General features: G+C 65.6%; 19 protein-coding genes and 1 pseudogene. 5 read left to right on the top strand and 15 right to left on the bottom strand.

Annotated features, from left to right (window positions below; translation table 11 throughout):
* Nucleotides 1–4: 4 nt before the first annotated feature.
* Genes QCE62_RS22315 through QCE62_RS22290 form a run of 6 tightly spaced genes read right to left on the bottom strand, consistent with a single transcriptional unit; the run spans nt 5 to nt 4461 of the window.
* Nucleotides 5–733: an amino acid ABC transporter ATP-binding protein gene (locus QCE62_RS22315; RefSeq protein ID WP_309923290.1), complete on the bottom strand. Its 729-nt coding sequence runs from the start codon at nt 731–733 to the stop codon at nt 5–7.
* Nucleotides 730–1407, bottom strand: coding sequence for an amino acid ABC transporter permease (locus QCE62_RS22310; RefSeq protein WP_309923288.1), 678 nt, complete (start codon nt 1405–1407; stop codon nt 730–732). Before QCE62_RS22310 ends, QCE62_RS22315 begins: the two co-directional genes overlap by 4 nt.
* Complete coding sequence (locus tag QCE62_RS22305; RefSeq protein ID WP_309923286.1) at nt 1404–2096, bottom strand: amino acid ABC transporter permease; 693 nt, start codon at nt 2094–2096, stop codon at nt 1404–1406. The genes QCE62_RS22310 and QCE62_RS22305 overlap by 4 nt, the downstream gene beginning before the upstream one ends.
* On the bottom strand, nt 2093–2830 hold the full coding sequence (locus QCE62_RS22300) for a substrate-binding domain-containing protein (protein ID WP_309923284.1): 738 nt from the start codon (nt 2828–2830) through the stop codon (nt 2093–2095). Before QCE62_RS22300 ends, QCE62_RS22305 begins: the two co-directional genes overlap by 4 nt.
* Before the next feature lie 13 nt (nt 2831–2843).
* Entirely contained in the window at nt 2844–3506 is a 663-nt protein-coding gene (locus QCE62_RS22295) for an aspartate/glutamate racemase family protein (RefSeq protein ID WP_309923282.1), read from the bottom strand.
* Nucleotides 3507–3516: 10 nt separating this feature from the next.
* Entirely contained in the window at nt 3517–4461 is a 945-nt protein-coding gene (locus QCE62_RS22290; RefSeq protein WP_309923280.1) for a glutamate cyclase domain-containing protein, read from the bottom strand.
* 235 nt (nt 4462–4696) lie between these two features.
* On the opposite strand from QCE62_RS22290, the gene QCE62_RS22285 reads away from it, so the two are divergent.
* Nucleotides 4697–5518 carry a GntR family transcriptional regulator gene (locus QCE62_RS22285; protein ID WP_309923278.1) on the top strand — a complete coding sequence of 274 codons (822 nt, stop codon included), beginning with the start codon at nt 4697–4699 and terminating at the stop codon, nt 5516–5518.
* Between the two features lie 31 nt (nt 5519–5549).
* On the opposite strand, the gene QCE62_RS22280 is transcribed toward QCE62_RS22285, so the two are convergent.
* The 3 genes from QCE62_RS22280 to QCE62_RS22270 all read right to left on the bottom strand — a co-directional run bounded on the left by QCE62_RS22280 (nt 5550) and on the right by QCE62_RS22270 (nt 7406).
* The gene (locus QCE62_RS22280; RefSeq protein ID WP_309923277.1) at nt 5550–5930 is read right to left on the bottom strand and encodes a DUF1090 domain-containing protein; all 381 of its coding nucleotides are present in this window, start codon (nt 5928–5930) and stop codon (nt 5550–5552) included.
* A 32-nt stretch (nt 5931–5962) separates the two neighbouring features.
* Entirely contained in the window at nt 5963–6763 is an 801-nt protein-coding gene (locus QCE62_RS22275; RefSeq protein WP_309923275.1) for an IclR family transcriptional regulator, read from the bottom strand.
* A 76-nt stretch (nt 6764–6839) separates the two neighbouring features.
* Nucleotides 6840–7406, bottom strand: a complete 567-nt coding sequence (locus tag QCE62_RS22270) for a VOC family protein (RefSeq protein WP_309923272.1) — start codon at nt 7404–7406, stop codon at nt 6840–6842.
* Nucleotides 7407–7549: 143 nt separating this feature from the next.
* On the opposite strand from QCE62_RS22270, the gene QCE62_RS22265 reads away from it, so the two are divergent.
* The 4 genes from QCE62_RS22265 to QCE62_RS22250 all read left to right on the top strand — a co-directional run bounded on the left by QCE62_RS22265 (nt 7550) and on the right by QCE62_RS22250 (nt 11962).
* Nucleotides 7550–8401 (top strand): fumarylacetoacetate hydrolase family protein, encoded by an 852-nt coding sequence (locus QCE62_RS22265; protein WP_309923269.1) that lies wholly within the window; start codon nt 7550–7552, stop codon nt 8399–8401.
* A gap of 33 nt (nt 8402–8434) precedes the next feature.
* Nucleotides 8435–9958: a bifunctional 3-(3-hydroxy-phenyl)propionate/3-hydroxycinnamic acid hydroxylase gene (locus QCE62_RS22260; RefSeq protein WP_309923268.1), complete on the top strand. Its 1524-nt coding sequence runs from the start codon at nt 8435–8437 to the stop codon at nt 9956–9958.
* Between the two features lie 62 nt (nt 9959–10020).
* A complete protein-coding gene (locus tag QCE62_RS22255) occupies nt 10021–11367 on the top strand; it encodes an MFS transporter (RefSeq protein WP_309923266.1) in 1347 nt (448 codons plus the stop codon).
* 37 nt (nt 11368–11404) lie between these two features.
* A complete protein-coding gene (locus tag QCE62_RS22250) occupies nt 11405–11962 on the top strand; it encodes a carboxymuconolactone decarboxylase family protein (RefSeq protein ID WP_309925253.1) in 558 nt (185 codons plus the stop codon).
* A gap of 39 nt (nt 11963–12001) precedes the next feature.
* Here the strand turns inward: QCE62_RS22250 and QCE62_RS22245 are convergent, their stop codons facing one another.
* From QCE62_RS22245 to QCE62_RS22220, 6 genes and pseudogenes are all read right to left on the bottom strand, one after another.
* Nucleotides 12002–12946, bottom strand: coding sequence for a dihydrodipicolinate synthase family protein (locus QCE62_RS22245; protein WP_309923264.1), 945 nt, complete (start codon nt 12944–12946; stop codon nt 12002–12004).
* 101 nt (nt 12947–13047) lie between these two features.
* Nucleotides 13048–13320, bottom strand: a pseudogene (locus tag QCE62_RS22240) (helix-turn-helix domain-containing protein); the annotation flags it as partial.
* A 24-nt stretch (nt 13321–13344) separates the two neighbouring features.
* Nucleotides 13345–14604, bottom strand: coding sequence for an FAD/NAD(P)-binding oxidoreductase (locus QCE62_RS22235; RefSeq protein ID WP_309923262.1), 1260 nt, complete (start codon nt 14602–14604; stop codon nt 13345–13347).
* Nucleotides 14605–14609: 5 nt separating this feature from the next.
* Nucleotides 14610–14870, bottom strand: coding sequence for a 2Fe-2S iron-sulfur cluster-binding protein (locus QCE62_RS22230; RefSeq protein ID WP_309923260.1), 261 nt, complete (start codon nt 14868–14870; stop codon nt 14610–14612).
* Nucleotides 14863–16065 (bottom strand): FAD-dependent oxidoreductase, encoded by a 1203-nt coding sequence (locus tag QCE62_RS22225; RefSeq protein ID WP_309925251.1) that lies wholly within the window; start codon nt 16063–16065, stop codon nt 14863–14865. Before QCE62_RS22225 ends, QCE62_RS22230 begins: the two co-directional genes overlap by 8 nt.
* A gap of 2 nt (nt 16066–16067) precedes the next feature.
* The gene (locus tag QCE62_RS22220) at nt 16068–17027 is read right to left on the bottom strand and encodes a 4-hydroxyproline epimerase (RefSeq protein ID WP_309923259.1); all 960 of its coding nucleotides are present in this window, start codon (nt 17025–17027) and stop codon (nt 16068–16070) included.
* Nucleotides 17028–17082: the final 55 nt, after the last annotated feature.

Here is a 17082-nt window from a genome sequence, read left to right as displayed (position 1 = left end):
GGAACTACAAGCCGTTGCCGACGAAACACTGAAGCTCGGTCGAACGGGGCGAAGCAAGCATCTCCGCGCCGCCCTGCTCCCAGATCACGCCGTCGTTCATGAAGACCACCTTGCGCGCCACCGAGCGCGCGAAGGCCATTTCGTGCGTGACGATCAGCATCGTCATGCCGTCGTGCGCCAGCCGCTCCATTACGCGCAGCACTTCGCCGGTCAGTTCCGGATCGAGGGCCGAGGTCACTTCGTCGAAAAGCATCACCGCGGGCTGCATGGCAAGCGACCGTGCAATGGCCACGCGCTGCTGCTGACCGCCCGACAGTTCATGCGGATACGCCGCCCCGCGCGCGCCGAGTCCTACCTGGTCCAGCACGTGCGCCGCCAGTTCGTTCGCTTCCGCGCGTCCGGTCCGCCTGACCTTGAGCGGTGCGAGCGTGATGTTCTGCTGCACGGTCAGATGCGGAAACAGGTTGTAGCTCTGGAACACGATGCCGACATCGAGCCGCAACGCGCGCAGATCCACCTCGGCAGCGTCGAGCCGGTGTCCGCAGACTTCGAGCGAGCCGCCGCTGATGCGCTCGAGACCGTTCACACAGCGCAGCGCCGTGCTCTTGCCTGAACCGGAGCGGCCGATCAGCGCGATCACCTCGCCGCGCTGCACGTCGAGATCGATGCCCTTCAACACTTCCGTCGAGCCGTACGCCTTGCGCACGCCGCGGAAACTGACCATGGTGTTCATTGTGTGGAGTCTCCCGTGGAGCGCGCGCCGAAGCGGCCGGCACGCTCCAGATGCACGCTGATGCGCGCGACCGGATAACAGAGCAGGAAATACACGCCGGCCGCGAGCGTGAAGATGAGGAACGGTTCGAACGTGGTGTTGTTGACCATGCGCGACGAATAAGTCAGCTCACCCATGCCGATCACCACTGCATACGACGTGTTCTTGATGAGCGATACGATGAAGCCGACCGTCGGCGGCACCGAGATGCGCAATGCCTGCGGCAGGATCACGTAGCGCATGCGCTGCAGGTACGAGAGCGCCAGCGATTCGCCCGCCTCCCATTGCGTCGCGGGCACGGCGAGAATCGCGCCTTTCCAGATCTCCGCGAGATAGGCACCGGCGTTGATGGCGAGCGCGATCGAGGCCGCGATCACCGGCAGCACATCGAAGCCGAAGAGCCCGATGCCGAAGTACGCGACGAACATCGCCACCGGCAAGGGAATGCCCTGCAGCATGTGCACGTAAGCGCGGCTCAGCGCCAGCGCCACGCCGCGCGACGACACCAGCATCAGCGCCACCGGCAGCCCGATCAACGCGCCGCCCAGCGCGCCCGCGACCGACAGTTCCAGCGTGGAGAGCGCGCCCTTCAGCATGAAGGCCAGTTGCGCATCGGTGAGATTGAAGAAGCTCATGAGCGTGCTCCCCGTGCGCCGGTCATGCGCAGGCGCGGGAACAGCGTGCCGCCTGCCGCGAGCAGCAGCCAGCGCAGTGCGCTCGCCAGCGCGAGATAGGCGACGGCGATGACGACATACGCCTCGAAGCCGCGAAAGGTGATGGACTGGATGAGATCGGCGACGCCCGTCAGTTCTTCCGCCGATATCTGCGACATGATCGACGTGGCCAGCAGCATGAGAATGAACTGGCTCACCAGCGCGGGATACATCTTCTCGATGGCCTGCGGAATCTCGACGTGCCACAGCACCTGGCGGCGCGACATCGCCAGACACGAGGCCGCTTCGATCTGCCCGTGCGGCACGGCTTCCAGTCCTGCGCGCATGATCTCGGCGGTATAGGCGCTGACGTTGACGACGAGCGCGACGATGGCCGCGCCGAACGCCGGAACATGCAGACGGATCGCGGCCAGTCCGAAGAAGATCCAGAACACCTGCAGCACGAGCGGTGTATTGCGGATGACTTCCACATAGGCGCGGATCGCGCGTGAAACGGCCGCGCTTCCGTGCAGACGCCCGACAGCCAGCACGATGCCGAGCACGAAGCCGGGCAAGGTGGCGATCAGCGTCATGCGGATCGTGAGCCAGACGCCGTAGAGCAGATCGCGCCAGTACTCGTGCAGGAAACTGAAGTCGAAGTGATAGTTCATGATGAACGCTCCGATGAAGATCGGTCGAGACATTCGAGGCCGTGGCGGACATAGGCGCTGCGGGCAAGCGGCGCATCCAGCCAGTTCAACAGGGCTTCGGCTTCCGGACGCCGCGTCGCATGAGCGAACGCTGCGATGGAGAAGCGGGTATGGGACTGGACCTCGTCGGGCAACGGACCGGCTATCCGGATGCCCTTCACGATCGCCAGTTCACTCAGCTGCTGGATGGCCAGGTCCGCTTCGCCGCGCACGATGCATTCGCCCGTCAAGCCTTTCGGGATCACGGTCGCCTTCGCATTGATGCGTTCCGCGATGCCCATGCGTTCCAGCAAGTCCGCGAAGTACACGCCGCTTGCGCCGGTGCGCGAGTACGCCACGGAACTCGCGTCGAGCAGCGCATGACGAAGATCGCCGGCCGTGGCAAGCGGCGGCAGCGGCGCGTCGTGCGCCACCGCCACGCCGATGCCCGTGCGCACGATCTGCCGCGCGCCATGCGGACTCAACACCCCTTGCGCGATCAGGTCCTCGATGCACGCGCTCACTGCGATCATCACGTCCGCGCGTTCGCCCTGCGCGATGCGCTGGATGAGGACATTCGTCGGGTCGAAGACAGGCTCCACGTTCGAGCCGAATTGCGCTTCGAACGCCGGCAGCACTTCTTCAGCCAGCGCACCCTGCACGGCCAGCGTGCTCATCAGCACGAGCGGCGTTCGAGAACGAATCGGGTTCGTCATGTCGATATCTCCCCTACAGTCCGAGACGGCTTCTGAGTCGCCGCACCGCGCTTTCCGGCGCAGCAAACACCGGCACGCGAACCGCCGCGCTGACCCGCTCCAGCGCGCGCGACGTCGAGAAATGCGCGAGCAACACGGCGTCGTAGCCTTCGAGCTTCGCGGCCTCAAGCGCCACGAGTTCGTTGTGCGCGTCCGCATCGCCGGCACGCAGACGCGTCATTGCATCAGCGACGACGAAGGTGTCCAGCGTCGCCTCCACGCCGAGCCGCGCGGCCTCCTCCGCGAACTCGGCCTGCATCGTCGGCAACGCGGGCGCGAACGTGGCGAGCATCGCGAACCGGCGTCCGCATGCGAGCGCATCCTGGAACATTGCGTCGTTCGGCTTGCAGACCGGCACCGGCAACGCGCGGTCCGCAGCCTCGATGGCCGGCCCGAACGCCGAACACGTCGCGAGGATTGCATCGGCGCCGGTAGCATGGGCGTAGCGCACCAGATCGACGAAGCGCTGCGCGAGCGCCGGCGTCAACTCCTCGGACTGCGCGCGGGCGGTGGTCAGGCCGTCGTCGAGCAGGTTCGACAGGCGCGCTTCCGGCCACATCGAAGCGAACGCCCGCACGACCGGTTCGATCGCCACCGGCGTGGCATGCAGCAGGACAATGGACGGGTCGGGTCGCATGAGCGTTGCCTCAGACCGGGACGCCCGACGCCGCGCCGCGCGCGACCAGCGCGCTGATGCCGTCGATGATCGCCACGTGATCCTCCAGCGGCAGGCGATCGATCGTCATCTGCAACTGTCCGAGCCGGTCCACACGGCTGTCGTCGATGGCCTGTCCGACCTGCACCGCGGCCTCCAGCACCTGATGTTCGAAGGTGCCGTTGAAGTGCGTCAGCAGGCGCGTAGCGAGTTCGGGCCGCAAGCCCGCGATCGCGCCCAGCAGTCCATAGGCGCCCCAGTTGGCGACGCCCGACACGATCAGATAGTCCGCCGGGGTGCGCGCGGCGATCAGCGGCCCGTTCGGAATGTCCTGCTCGACGATCTCCTTCGGCAACACGCCCATGCCGATCTCGTTGCCGCCGTCGCCGATGCCGATGGTCTTCCACGGCGCGGTCCAGCCTTCATCGGTGAAGAGATAGTCGAGCGCGGCGGTGTCGTCGGAGATGTCCCATCCGTGCTCGCGATGCGCGCGTCCGTCCGAGCCGAGCGCGCAGCGTTCGATGGCGACCAGATGCGTGAGCGGATGCTCCGCCGCTTCGAGCCGCGCGCGGAGATCACGCACGGCCGAATCGTCGACCGCCACGACTTCAAGGCCCACCTTGCCCGGCAGCACTTTCGTCACGGCCCATGCGGCTTTGGCGCAGGGCGCATCGGTGATGACCGTCACGCGAATGCCCGCTTCCACGAGACCCGCGGCCAGTTGCGCCATGCCGTTGAGCCCGTCGGTTTCCGGCGAGGGCGGCTCGGCATGGCGCACGAAGAATCCGCACACGATGCCGACATGCGGCGAGGCATGCGTCGCGATGGACTCGGCCGCGCGGGCGAGGTTGCCCCTGGCGAATGCCACGAGACGGCTGATGTCGCGCCGGACCTTTTGTCCGACGAGCGTTTCGATGCCTTCAATGGTTTCTGTCATGCGATGTCCCTGTCCTTCGAGTCGTGGAAGCGGCGTTCAAGCGCACCTCGAAGGCCGCTCCGAAGCACCGTTGGAGCAAACATAGCACGCTAATATACGTGGCGTATACTTTTCAAAATAACGTACTTCTGGCTCGCTCGAAGGCTTTCATGACGCGGATTCCGGGTCGATACGGAATTTCTATATACTTGCCGTATATGTAAATTCCGACGATTTGTCGCAGGAGAGCAGGTTCATGCCCAGAACACGTGCCGCAACGGCGAAGAGCGCGCGTAAGACCACCACGCGAAAGAAGGGTGAAGAGAAGGTGCAGGCTTTGCCGGAAGACGCCGTCGACGGCGCGGCGGGAGAAGCGTCGATGAGCCAGACCGATGCCGCGGTGAACGCCATCCGGTCCCGCATCATCGACTTGTCGATTCCGCCGGGCAGCCGTATCGACGAACCGATGCTGCTCAACGACTTCATGCTCGGCCGCACGCCCGCGCGGGAGGCGGTCAACCGGCTGGTGGCGGAAGGCTTCGTGAATATCCTGCCGAATCGCGGCGGGACCTTTGTGCGCAAGCTGGACTTCGAGGAGATCGGCGAGATTCTGGTCGCGCATCAACTGGCGGAGAACATCCTCGCGCAACTGATGCGGTTCGAACCGGGACTGGCCGACGACCTGTCAGCCATCCAGGCGCAGTATGTGAAGCAGGTGGAAGCGCGCGCGTTCCTCAACATCACCGCGCTGAACGAGCGCTTTCACATGCGGATGAATCAGGCCGTGCGCAACGGCTTCTTCTATGAGTTCGCGCAATCGACGCACCGTCATGTCAGGCGGCTGCTGGTGCATCTCTACAAGATGGAAGCCGAAGCGACGCCCGACGAACAGAACGCACAGTTCGATCTGAACCTGCGCGAACACGAGCAGATCATCGATATCGTGAAACGCAAGGATCGCGCGGCCCTGGTGCAGTATCTCCCTGCGCATGCGCGAGCGACGCAGGATCGCTTCCTGCATCTGCTTGAAAGCCGCAACGCGCCGCACTTCGAGCTGGATATGAAGACGCCCGATTAGCGATCGCCTCGTCACGCGCCGGCAGCGGACGTTACTGCGCCGCTTCCGCCTGCGCGCGTTCGAGATCCGCGTGGGCGTCATCGACCTTTCTCTGACGCTCGGCGATTTTCTTCGCGCTCTTGCCGTCCGCTTTCGCCTCGCGCAAATCGCGCTCGCGTTCGGCCAGCTTCTGCTGAGCCTGCGTCACCTTGCGTTGTGCCTGGTCTTTGAGCAAGGCATCGGTGCAATTCGCGTTCATTTGCGCGAGCGCAGTTTCCAGTCCATCGACGCGCTGCTTGTTGCCATGCGCCTGGGCATAGGCAATCTCCTGCTCCAGTGAACGGCGCTTGGCGTCGCAGCCGCCTGCCTGCGCGTGGCACACCACAGGAAGGAGGGCGATGCCGAATGCAATGGCCTTGATGGTCGTGTTCACGAAAGGGCTCCAGTCAACGGGTTCGACTGATACTACGTCGAAACGCGGTTACGAGTCTGCTGTTCCACTGCGCCCTGCCGGCTCTCGATCACGCCGCGCGTGCGCTGTGAAATCCGCGCGGCCGCCTCCTTGACCGATTCGACGATGCGCTCCAGCTTCACGAACTCCAGACGCTGCGTGGGCACGATCACCGCAAGCGCGGCGACCGCCTCGCCCGAATCGTCCGTGAACAGCGGCGAGCCCACTGCCGACACGCCGGTCTCCAGCTCGTCCCTCGACAAATAGAAGCCTGCCCGGCGAATCTTGAGCAGCGCGCCGCGAAACGCGTCGAGCGAATCGCCGAGGCCGCTTTGCGCGATGTCTTCGGCGTAGTGCTCGAACAGCGCCGCGAGCTTGGCCTTGGGAAAGGTCGACAGGATGGCCTTCGACGCCGCGCCCAGGAACAGCGGGCGCGGACGCCCGCGGCCGTAGCGGAGATCCAGCGACGCATCGTGCGTCTCGCGATGCGTGTCCACGAGTTCGTTCCCGTACCAGCGCGACATCACAATGTCGAAACCGGTGTGCTCGCTCAACTCGTGCATGACCGGCTGACCCGCCGCCAGCAGCGGATCCGACATGCGCAAGTGATAGTCGAGCTTGATGATGCGCGGACCCAGGCCATAGTCGCCTCCCGCGAACCGCACGAGCAGGCCTGCATCGACGAGCTCGCGGACATAACGGTACGCGGTTGGAATCGAGCAATCGAGTTCCGCCCCGACGTCTTCCGCCGACAGAAACGGCCTGGCTTCCGAAAACAGTTCGAGGATGGATAAGAGTCTGGTGATGCTCGACATCTGGACAAGGGACCCCGTGGACGTGAATGGATTATAGCGAGCGCTGCCTTCGTCCCTGCCCCTGCGCGCCGCGCCTTCACACCAGTCCCATGCGCTTCGCCATCTCGGCCTGCCAGACACTGCGCGGACGAAAGCCCGGCAGCGTCTGTGCGTGACGCTCGACTTCCGCCATCAGTCCGGCATCCGGCAGGCTGAAGTCGACCGGCACGCGCATGGGCTGGTCGACATACCACGGCGTGTCGATGAACAACTCCAGGCGGTTGCCTTCGGGATCGCGCGCGTAGATCGACACCGCGTTTCCGTGCGTCACCGGATGAATGTCTTCGAGCGCTTCCTCCTTGAACCGGCGATGAAACCGCCTGAGCGTGGCGAGGCTGTCCGCCTCCAGCGAAATCTGGTTGATCGGATTGAACGCGAGATGCGCAGGCCGTCCGCTCGCGAGAACGATCTGGTGATGCACCGCCGGGTCGCGGCTCAGGAACACCAGCCGCACTTCGCCGTTCGGTGTCTGCAACGTGCCGCGATCGGTCACGGTGAACTCCAGCACGCGCGCATAAAAGTCTTCGAGACGTGCCAGATCGTTCACGTAAAAGCCCATGTGGCTCAGTGAAAGTCCCGGCCGCTTCTGCTTGATCCCATCCATCTTCGTCTCCAGTAGTGATAAACCCTTAAGAAAAATCCGTTGTCTCGCTTGGTAAATCCAGTTTATTCTCAAAATACGATAACCGCACAAGTTTTTTCGACAAGCCCAGCAGCTTAGCCAACCTCTTTATCACTGGAGCATCAATGAAACTCGTCAGCTTCTCGACCTCGCAGGGTTCCTCGTTCGGCATCGTGCGGGACAAGGGCGTCTTCGATCTGGGCGCGCGTCTCGGCGGACGCTTCGCCGACCTCAAGGCGCTGCTTGCCGCCGACGCACTGAGCGAGGCGGCGCGCGCCGCGCAGGACGGTGCGCCTGACTACACGCTCTCCGACGTTAGCCTGCTGCCCGTCATTCCCAATCCGCAGCAAATCTTCTGCGTGGGCCTGAACTACGCCGAGCACGTGCGGGAAACGAATCGCGAGACCACCGAACAGCCGGTGATCTTCATGCGCCTGCCGGCCTCACAGGTTGGACACGGACAACCGATGCTGCGCCCGCCCGAGTCGCAGCAGTTCGACTACGAAGGCGAAATTGCGGTGATCATCGGACGCGGTGGACGGCGCATCGCCGCAGCGGACGCGTGGCATCACATCGCGGGCTATGCCTGCTACAACGACGGTTCGGTGCGCGACTGGCAGCGCCACACCACGCAATGGGGACCGGGCAAGAACTTCTACCGCACCGGCGCTTTCGGCCCGTGGATGGTCACGAGCGACGAGCTTGGCCCCGACACCTTGATGACGCTCGTCACCCGCCTGAACGGACAGGAAGTCCAGCGCGCGACCACCGACATGCTGATTCACGGCATCGCGAAACAGATTGCCTATCTCTCGACCTTCACGCCGCTCTTTCCCGGCGATGTGATCGTGACCGGCACGCCGGGCGGCGTCGGCGCGAAGCGGACTCCGCCGCTTTTCATGAAGCCGGGCGATGTCGTGGAAGTGGAAGTGGACCGCATCGGCGTGCTGTCCAATCCGGTCGCGGACGAAGCGTAAATGCGCCCGGCGTCTCTTCAGGCGGAGTTGAACATGGCAGATCAAATCATCCCCACGCATACGTGCGAGTACGACGTCGCGATCATCGGCCTCGGACCGACCGGCGCCACGCTGGGCAACCTGCTCGCGCTCCAGGGTTTGCGGGTGCTCGTGCTGGAGCGCGACAAGGACATCTTCGGGCTGCCTCGCGCGCTGCATTTCGACGGTGAATGCATGCGCGTCTTCCAGACCCTCGGCATCGCCGATGCGCTGCTGCCCAATCTGTTCGTCGGTCCGGGCATGAAGTTCGTGAACGCGCAGGGCCGGTTGCTGATCGACTGGCAGCGTCCGACCTGCATCGGACCGCACGGCTGGTGCGCCAGCTACAAGTTTCATCAGCCCGAACTCGAAAACGCGCTGCGCGACCGTCTGGCGCGGCAGGCGAACGTTGACGTGCGCTTGCGTCACGAGGTATTCGCGCTCGACGAAACCGCCGAAGGGATCCAGCTGCGCTTCGAGGACACGAGTTGCGGCAGGTTCGGCCGCGCCACTGCGCGTTATGTGGTGGGCTGCGACGGCGCACGTTCCATTGCGCGGCGCTTCATGGGCACCGAACTGACCGATCTGAAATCGCACGAACGCTGGGTCGTGGTGGACGTGATGCTCGACGCGCCCCGCCCCGATCTCGGCGACTACTCGATCCAGTATTGCGACCCGGCCCGCCCGTGCACCTACACGCGCGGTCCTGGCAACCGGCGTCGCTGGGAAATCATGGTGATGCCCGACGACGACCCCGCGCAGCTCTCTTCCTCCGACTGGCTGTGGGACAAACTGGCGCGCTGGGTCACGCCTGCCGATGCGCGGCTCGAACGCTCGGCGCTCTACACGTTCCATTCCGTCGTCGCTCGCGGCTGGCGGCGCGGCGCCTTGCTTCTGGCAGGCGACGCGGCGCACCAGACGCCGCCCTTCATGGGGCAGGGCATGGCCGCGGGCATTCGCGATGCATCGAATCTCGCGTGGAAACTCGGCGCCGTGCTGCGCGGCGAAGCATCCGAATCCCTGCTAGACACTTATGAATCGGAACGCTCGCCACATGTGCGCGAGTTCATCGAAACCGCCGTGCAACTCGGCGCCGTGATCCAGATGACGCATCCCGATCTGGCGAATGCCCGGGACCGCGACATGGCCGACGCCATCCGCCGTTTCGTCACGCCGCAACCGCAGCTTGGACCCGGCGCGTGGCAGGAGGACGCATCGGGCACTGCAGGGCACGTCGCGCCGCAGCCTCGCCTCGACGACGGCCGGCTGCTCGACGACACGGTCGGTTATCGCTTCGCGCTGGTCGCGCTGCCGGGCGTGCTCGCCGCCTGCCCGGATCTGCACGAACCGGCGGCGCAGGCGGACCTCGTGCTCGTCGAGAGCAACGCGGCTCCGGTGCGCGATTGGCTCGCAGCGACAGGCGCGGTCGCCGTGCTGCTGCGGCCCGACCGTTACGTGTTCGGCGTCGCACCGGACCTGCAGGCCGTGGACGGTCTGCTCGCCCGCGCTTTGCCGCGGTATCGCATGGAACACGCCTGAACGCATCGCGCATTTTGTGCACGTCGTGCATTGGACACAGAAGCCAGTCTTACGGAGAAATCATGGAGACAACCCGCAATCCCATCGGCGAGACCGGCGGCGCGCCCGCGCCGGGACTGTCGCGCGCGCAGTGGAAGATGATCCTCATCGCGAGCCTCGGCGGCTCGCTGGAGTTCTACGACTTCATCGTGTACGGATTCTTCGCCCATCACATCGCGGCGCAGTTCTTCCCGAACGCGTCCGCGCTGCTGAGCATGCTGGCCGCGTTTTCCGTGCTGGCGATCGGCTATGTGATCCGCCCGCTCGGCGGCATCGTGCTGAGCAGCTGGGGCGACCGCTTCGGCCGCCGCCCGGTGTTCATCGGCTCCATCATCGTGGTCACGACCGCGACCCTCTGCCTCGGGGTGTTGCCGAACTTCCAGAGCTGGGGCATCACGGCATCGATCGCGCTGATCGTGCTGCGCATGATCCAGGGCTTCTGCGTCGGCGGGGAAATGCCCGGCGCCATCACCTATGCGGTGGAGGCCGCGCCGCGACGGGCTGGTCTTGCGGCAGGCATCATCATCTGCGCCGTCAACGTGGGCGTGCTGCTCGCGACGATCGTCAATCTCGTCATCCAGACGGTGCTGTCGAGCGCAGATGCAGCAGCGTACGGCTGGCGCGTCGCGTTCCTGTTCGGCGGAGTGTGCGGGATCGCTTCGTGGTGGATGCGGCGCAATCTCGACGAATCACCCGAGTTCAGGAGAATGCATGGCGCCGTGAACCGGCAGCCGTTTCGCGAAACCTTGCGGCATCACGGCAAGGCGGTCACGGCCGCGGCGCTCACCATCGCGGTAATGGCCGGCGTCAACGGCATCCTGTACGGACACATGCCGGCCTATCTGGTGCAGCAGCTTCACTATGCACCGAAGACCGCGGCGCTCGCGCAGAATGCCTATCTGATCGTCAGCTCGTTCGGGCTGCTCGCCGCCGGCTGGCTGGGAGACAAGGTGCCGCGCCGCCATCTCCTGCGTGCCTCGGCCGCGCTGCTTGTGCTCTTGAGCTATCCGTTCTATCAGGCGCTCGTCGGCCACACGGTCAACCTGATGGTGCTGTTCGTGCTCGCAGGCGTGGTGTTCTCGCTCGCCAGCGGAACCTGGGCGTCCGTGCTTGCCGACCAGTTTCCCACCCAGGTACGATTCAGCGGCATCGCGCTCTCGTATAACGCGTCGGTGCTCGTGTTCAGCGGCTTCGCGCCCTTGCTGGCGACCATGCTGATTCGCGAAACCGGCTCGCTCGCCGCGCCGGCTTACTTCGTGATCGGGGCCTGCGGCATCGCCTTGATCGCAAGCTTCGCACTGCCCGCCGGCCGCACGGCATCGCCCGGCGAATTGCCGACGCATCGGCTCGAAGGCGAGCCCATGCACTGACGCGTCGTCCGTGCGGCCATCAAAGGAAAACCGCTCCATGACAAGCAAACGTCTTCCCGCGTTCGACCGGACCGCCGCCAGCGCACCACAGCGCGCCGTTCTCGACGAGATCGAGAACGGTCCGCGCGGCAATCTGGATGGCCCGTTCCTGAGCTGGATCCACAGTCCGGCGCTGGCCAGCCACGCGCAGCGGCTCGGCGCATTCTGCCGTTATGAAACGGGGTTGCCGTTGCGGCTCTCGGAGCTGGCTATTCTGGCGGTAGCGGCGCATTGGCGCTCGCAGGCCGAGTGGCACATTCACCATCCGATCGCGCTGAAGGCCGGCCTGCCCGCCCACGTAGCCGAAGCGCTTCGCCAGGGAACGGCTCCGGCCTTCGACGATGACGACGATCGCCTGATCCACACCTTCGCAAGGGAATTGAACGAGACGCGCCGGGTGTCCGATGAGACCTACGAGCGGACCGTCGCGCGGTTCGGCCATGTGACCGTGGTCAACCTGACCGGCTTGCTCGGTTACTACACGCTGGTCGCGATGACCTTGAACGTCTTTGAAAATCGCGCGCAAGGGCAGGTCGAACTGCCCTTTCCGGAATGAGCCCGTGCCGGGATCGTTCGGCAGCGGGCGGGCTACCCGTCAGGCGATCACTTCCTTCGACCACCCCGCGAACCACTTGCGGAACAGCTCATACTGCGTCTCGGCATAGCGGCGCTGGGCTTCGCTGAGCACATCGGTTTCGTTGAAGTGCAGCGTGTATTCCTTGTCGCCGTTGAGCACCATCAGATACTTGTAGTACAGCACCAGATCGGTTCCTTCGTCGAACGACGACAGCACGGCGAGCGCCGCCTCGAGTTCGCGCGCCTGGCGACGCGCGGTGACATCGCCCTTCGCCGCCTTGCCGCACAGGTCCACCAGCAGCAGCACTTCACGCGGCAGCGCGTTGCCGATACCGGTGATCGCGCCCGTGGCGCCGCAGTTGACGAAGCCATGGAAGACCTGCGTATCGACGCCTGCCATCAGCGTGACGGTGTCGTCCTGGCTGGTGATGTGCTCGGCGGCATAACGCATGTCCGCGGCGCCGCCGAATTCCTTGAAGCCGATCAGATTCGGGTACTTCGCGCGCAGTTCGAAGAACAGGTCAGCGCGCGTGGCGAAACCGTAGTACGGGCTGTTGTAGATCACGGCCGGAAGCGCGGGAGCTGCTTCGAGGATCGCGGAGAAATGCGCCTTCTGCGCAGCCGCCGATGCGCCGCGCGACAGCACGCGCGGAATGACCATCAGCCCGTGTGCGCCGACCTTGGCTGCGTGAGCCGCATGCGACACCGCTTCCTTCGAGTTCACCGCGCCCGTGCCGACGATGGTCGGCACACCGGCGGCCACGAGGCGCGCCACGCCTTCCTGGCGCTGCGCTTCGGTCAGGAGCGGCCAGTCGCCCATCGAGCCGCAGTAGACGACGGCATTCATGCCCAGGCCGACGAGCTCGCGCCCTTTAGCGACGAGTGCGTCGTAGTCGGGCGTGCGCTCGGCCGTGCACGGCGTCATGAGCGCCGGAATGGCACCCGTGAAAATGTTCTTGCTCATGTGCTTCCTCTGGACGTTGAATGATTCTGCATGGAGGGCGTGCCTGCGTGACGTTTCGGCGGCGGCTTCATGCCCTCGGCCATGATCTGAAGTATCGCCAATCAAAAGGCCTGCGGCTTGCGTGCATTCGCGCCACGAAAAGACGAAATCGGCACAGTGGCGCGTGGCCTTCGTGGCCCCTGGCGACGCTCGGCGGTGCGCAGCAGCGCGCGGTACTGACTCGGCGTGATGCCCACCGTCGCCTTGAACTGACGCGTGAAGGCGCTGTGGTCGTTATAGCCGCACTGCGTGGCGACGCCGGTGATGCTGTCGTCGCTGGCAAGCAGTCGCGACGCGGCATCGAGCCGGGTCTTCAGCAGCATCTGGCGCGGCGATTATGCCTTCGGTCATCGCACGCATCATGCTTCGAGCAAGGTCTCGATGCGCGCGGGCGAGAACGGCGGACGCTGTCCTTCCGGTCCCCAGCCGAAGCAGAACGCAGCGGCCTCGCCGCAGATCCGGCCTTGGCACGGACCCATGCCGCAGCGTGTCTGCAACTTCGCGTCCCGCCACGTCCGATACTGCGCCGCCTCGCCGAAGCGGACGTCCTCGCAACGGCACAGGATCGTGTCGGGAGCCGCGAGTGCGCGCAGTGACGGATCGAGCGCGAAGGCTTCGTGCAGGCGTCGAGCGAAACGCCGGTAGCGTGCGCGCTGACCGAACAGTGCTTGCGCGTGGTCGCGCTGATCGAGCGCCGCATGCGCCGCGATCCGGCCTTCGAGCGCGGCGAGTTCCATGCCGCCCACGCCCGTGCATTCGCCTGCCGCAAGGACATGCGGCACCGAGCTCGCCTGCCATTCGTCGACCTGCAAGGCAGTCGTGCCGTCCATCGTGGTCATCAGTTCGCAACCGAGCGCCAGTCCGGTCTGCGTGTTCGGCACCAGACCGTATGCGCACGCAAGCCGGTCGCATGCGATTCTTATGTCTTCATTGCCACGCCGAATGCGCGCGTGCGTGATGTGTGACTGGCCTTCCGCTTCAGCAACGTGAGCGCCGCAGTAATAAGGTGTCGCGCGCAGATCGAAGCGCATGCGCAACGCCTGGACGAGCTTCGCAGGCGTGCCTGCCAGCCCCATGGCGAAGCGTCTCACGTCACCCGGAGCGGCTTGCTCGACAATGGCCGCCACCTGCGCGCCCTGCTCCCGCGCGGTCACTGCCGCTGCCCAGAGCAACGGTCCGGTTCCGGCAATCACGATCCGCTCGCCCTGCACCGGCACGCCGCCCTTGATGAGCGCCTGCAATCCGCCCGCGCCCGTCACGCCCGGCAGCGTCCAGCCGGGATACGGCAGAAAGCGCTCGCGTGCGCCGGTAGCCACGATCAGCTTTTCATAGCCGATCCGGTAGCCGCTCGATGCATCCTCGACGAGAAGCTGTCGCTCGGGCAATCCCTGCACCACGCGAGTCCCGCCGAGATGCGTGACGTTGCCGGAGCGCGTGAGCGTATCGATGGCCGTTCGCGCCGCGCCCTTCGCGGGATGGTTCGGTCCCTGCCGCCAGATCTGGCCGCCGGGCAACGCATTGTCATCGACGAGCGCGATCTTCGCGCCCGCCTCGGCCGCTACACGTGCCGCCTGCAATCCCGCCGGCCCCGCGCCGACGATCAGAATGTCGTACTTCATCCCAGTCAGTGTCCCGTCTCGATCGACATGTCCTGTGCGCACACCGTCTGGCAGGCGAGTCTGTGCCGCACGCCGTCGATCGTGACCCGGCATTCCTGGCATACGCCCATGCCGCACAGCGGACCCCGCGCCGCGCCGCTCACCGAGCGTCGCGTGACCGCATTCGCGCCGCCGGCCGCAAGCGCCACCGCCGCCGCGACCGAACTGCCGCGCGCGACGCTGACACGATGTCCGTCGATGAGCACCGTCAACTGCGTTTCAGACATGCGCGACCCCCTCGCTGACCCCTTGCACGGAACGCGTATCGCCGAAGCGCGACGGCAGGAAAGGCGTCGCATCGATCGCCACGTCTGCCTGCGCGCCCGTCATCTGCGCGGCAATCAGCTTCGCGGTCCCGAGCGCGGTCGTCACGCCGAGCCCTTCATGACCCGTCGCGAGCCACAGCGGCACGGTCTGCGCACCATCCGCCGGACCGATCAGCGGCAGACCGTCGCTTGTGGCGGGCCGGCAACCGGTCCACGCGCGGATCGCGTTGAGCGTCGCCAGTTGCGGCAGATACTCGCTTGCGCGCCGCAGCATGCGCGCCAGAATGGCCGGCTCGATGGCCGGATCGACGCTGTCGAACTGTCGCGACGAACCGATCAGCAACTGCCCGGTCGGACGCGGCTGCACATTGAACGCCACTGAGGTGCCCGTCGTGTTGTGCGCGCTCTTGATGTAGCCCAGTTCGAGAATCTGATGGCGGATGGTGCCTGGATAGCGGTCGGTGATGAGCAGATGCCCTTTCTTGGCCTGCATCGGCAGATCGGGCAGCAGTTCCGTGGCCTGCAGGCCGTTGGCAAGCAGCACTGCGCCCGCGCGAAGCTGTTCGCCATCGGCGAGCATCACGCCTTCGCCAGTAAGCCGCGCGACCTGCGCGCCAGTCCGGCAAGCAATGCTTCCATGCCCCGACGACGCGCCCATGTCCGATACATTGCCAAGCAGCCACGCGGCCGCCGAGGGCGCGTAGACCACGGCATCGTCGGGGACGATCATGCCGCCGCGCAAGCCGTCCCGCAAAAACGGCTCCGCGTCGCGCAACTGCCGTGCGTCGAGCATCTCGCACGCGATACCCTGACGCATCAACGCATCCCGGCGTTCCGCGGCGAGGTCGTATTCCTCGTCGTCGGCGGCCACCCAGACAGTGCCGCAACGCACGAACGCCTGACGCGCATCGAGGCGCGGCGCGAGATCGAGCCACAAGCGCCGCGACCACGAAGAGAGCGCAAACTCGGCCGGCGTATCGTCCATGACCACGACGTGGCCCATACCCGCCGCCGTCACGCCGCCGCCGATGCCCGCGCGATCCAGCACCAGCACATTCGCGCCCTGCAGCGCGAGTTCATGCGCGCACGCCGCCCCGACAATGCCCGCGCCCACCACGATCACATCCGGATGCCGAAGCCCCGACCCGGCACTCATGGTCATGTGCGGATGCCCCATGCGAACGGATCGTCGTTCGAGAAAATCAGCCGCGCTTCGGCGTTCACGTGCGCGGTGCCGCGAATGCTGGGCCGGATGAAGCCCGGCGCGAGCGTGTCGTCGCGCTCATGACTTGCCTCGAACACGCTGCCGACAATGCTCTCCTGCCGCCACGACACGCCCGGCGCGAGCAGCCCGTCCGCCGCGAGGCACGCGATCTTGGCGCTCGTGCCCGTGCCGCAGGGCGAACGGTCGTAGGCCTTGCCGGGACAGAGCACGAAATTGCGGCTGTCGATGCCGGGCGTGGGCGAATCCGCGAACAGTTCGATGTGGTCGATGACCGCTCCGTCTGCGCCCGTCACGCCGTTCGCTTCGAGCGCGGCACGGATGGCCCACGTGACGTCGGTGAGCGCTTCCACGCGTGCGTAATCGAGCGCCTGGCCATGATCGGCGACGAGGAAGAACCAGTTGCCGCCCCACGCGATGTCGCCATGCACGCGCCCGACGCCCGGCACATCGAGCGCCACGTCGGCCCGATAGCGATACGCGGGCACGTTGCGCACGGTCACGCTGGCGTCGTCGTGCAGTTCGGCTTCGACCACGCCCACCGGCGTCTCGATCCGGTGCATGCCCGGCGCGATCCTGCCGAGATGCGCGAGCGAGGCAATCAGGCCGATGGTCCCGTGACCGCACATGCCGAGATAGCCGACGTTGTTGAAGAAGATCACGCCCGCCGAACACGAGGGATCGTGCGGTTCGCACAGCAGCGCGCCGACCATCACGTCCGAGCCGCGCGGCTCGTTGACGACCGCTTCGCGCACGCGGTCGAAGTCGCGCTGGAAGATCGCGAGCCGTTCTGCGAGCGGCCCCCGGCCGAGATCGGGACCGCCGGAGAGCACGAGGCGCGTGGGTTCGCCGCCGGTATGCGAATCGACGATGTCGATATGAGAGAGTGTTTTCATGGCGAAAATCATAAGCAAGGGCCACTGCGCGGTCTTGGTCGAACACACCCGCGCC

This window comes from Caballeronia sp. LZ033 (genome assembly GCF_031451265.1).
Classification (GTDB): Bacteria; Pseudomonadota; Gammaproteobacteria; order Burkholderiales; family Burkholderiaceae; genus Caballeronia.
The sequence above is the reverse complement of the archived record's forward strand: the minus strand, read 5'-3'. Positions and strand labels throughout refer to the sequence as shown.

Bases quoted from the DNA above. Each gene is read 5' to 3' on its own strand.
- QCE62_RS22315 (WP_309923290.1), bottom strand. From the start codon at position 733: ATGAACACCATGGTCAGTTTCCGCGGCGTGCGCAAGGCGTACGGCTCG.
- QCE62_RS22310 (WP_309923288.1), bottom strand. From the start codon at position 1,407: ATGAGCTTCTTCAATCTCACCGATGCGCAACTGGCCTTCATGCTGAAG.
- QCE62_RS22305 (WP_309923286.1), bottom strand. From the start codon at position 2,096: ATGAACTATCACTTCGACTTCAGTTTCCTGCACGAGTACTGGCGCGAT.
- QCE62_RS22300 (WP_309923284.1), bottom strand. From the start codon at position 2,830: ATGACGAACCCGATTCGTTCTCGAACGCCGCTCGTGCTGATGAGCACG.
- QCE62_RS22295 (WP_309923282.1), bottom strand. From the start codon at position 3,506: ATGCGACCCGACCCGTCCATTGTCCTGCTGCATGCCACGCCGGTGGCG.
- QCE62_RS22290 (WP_309923280.1), bottom strand. From the start codon at position 4,461: ATGACAGAAACCATTGAAGGCATCGAAACGCTCGTCGGACAAAAGGTC.
- QCE62_RS22285 (WP_309923278.1), top strand. From the start codon at position 4,697: ATGCCCAGAACACGTGCCGCAACGGCGAAGAGCGCGCGTAAGACCACC.
- QCE62_RS22275 (WP_309923275.1), bottom strand. From the start codon at position 6,763: ATGTCGAGCATCACCAGACTCTTATCCATCCTCGAACTGTTTTCGGAA.
- QCE62_RS22270 (WP_309923272.1), bottom strand. From the start codon at position 7,406: ATGGATGGGATCAAGCAGAAGCGGCCGGGACTTTCACTGAGCCACATG.
- QCE62_RS22265 (WP_309923269.1), top strand. From the start codon at position 7,550: ATGAAACTCGTCAGCTTCTCGACCTCGCAGGGTTCCTCGTTCGGCATC.
- QCE62_RS22260 (WP_309923268.1), top strand. From the start codon at position 8,435: ATGGCAGATCAAATCATCCCCACGCATACGTGCGAGTACGACGTCGCG.
- QCE62_RS22255 (WP_309923266.1), top strand. From the start codon at position 10,021: ATGGAGACAACCCGCAATCCCATCGGCGAGACCGGCGGCGCGCCCGCG.
- QCE62_RS22250 (WP_309925253.1), top strand. From the start codon at position 11,405: ATGACAAGCAAACGTCTTCCCGCGTTCGACCGGACCGCCGCCAGCGCA.
- QCE62_RS22245 (WP_309923264.1), bottom strand. From the start codon at position 12,946: ATGAGCAAGAACATTTTCACGGGTGCCATTCCGGCGCTCATGACGCCG.
- QCE62_RS22235 (WP_309923262.1), bottom strand. From the start codon at position 14,604: ATGAAGTACGACATTCTGATCGTCGGCGCGGGGCCGGCGGGATTGCAG.
- QCE62_RS22230 (WP_309923260.1), bottom strand. From the start codon at position 14,870: ATGTCTGAAACGCAGTTGACGGTGCTCATCGACGGACATCGTGTCAGC.
- QCE62_RS22225 (WP_309925251.1), bottom strand. From the start codon at position 16,065: ATGAGTGCCGGGTCGGGGCTTCGGCATCCGGATGTGATCGTGGTGGGC.
- QCE62_RS22220 (WP_309923259.1), bottom strand. From the start codon at position 17,027: ATGAAAACACTCTCTCATATCGACATCGTCGATTCGCATACCGGCGGC.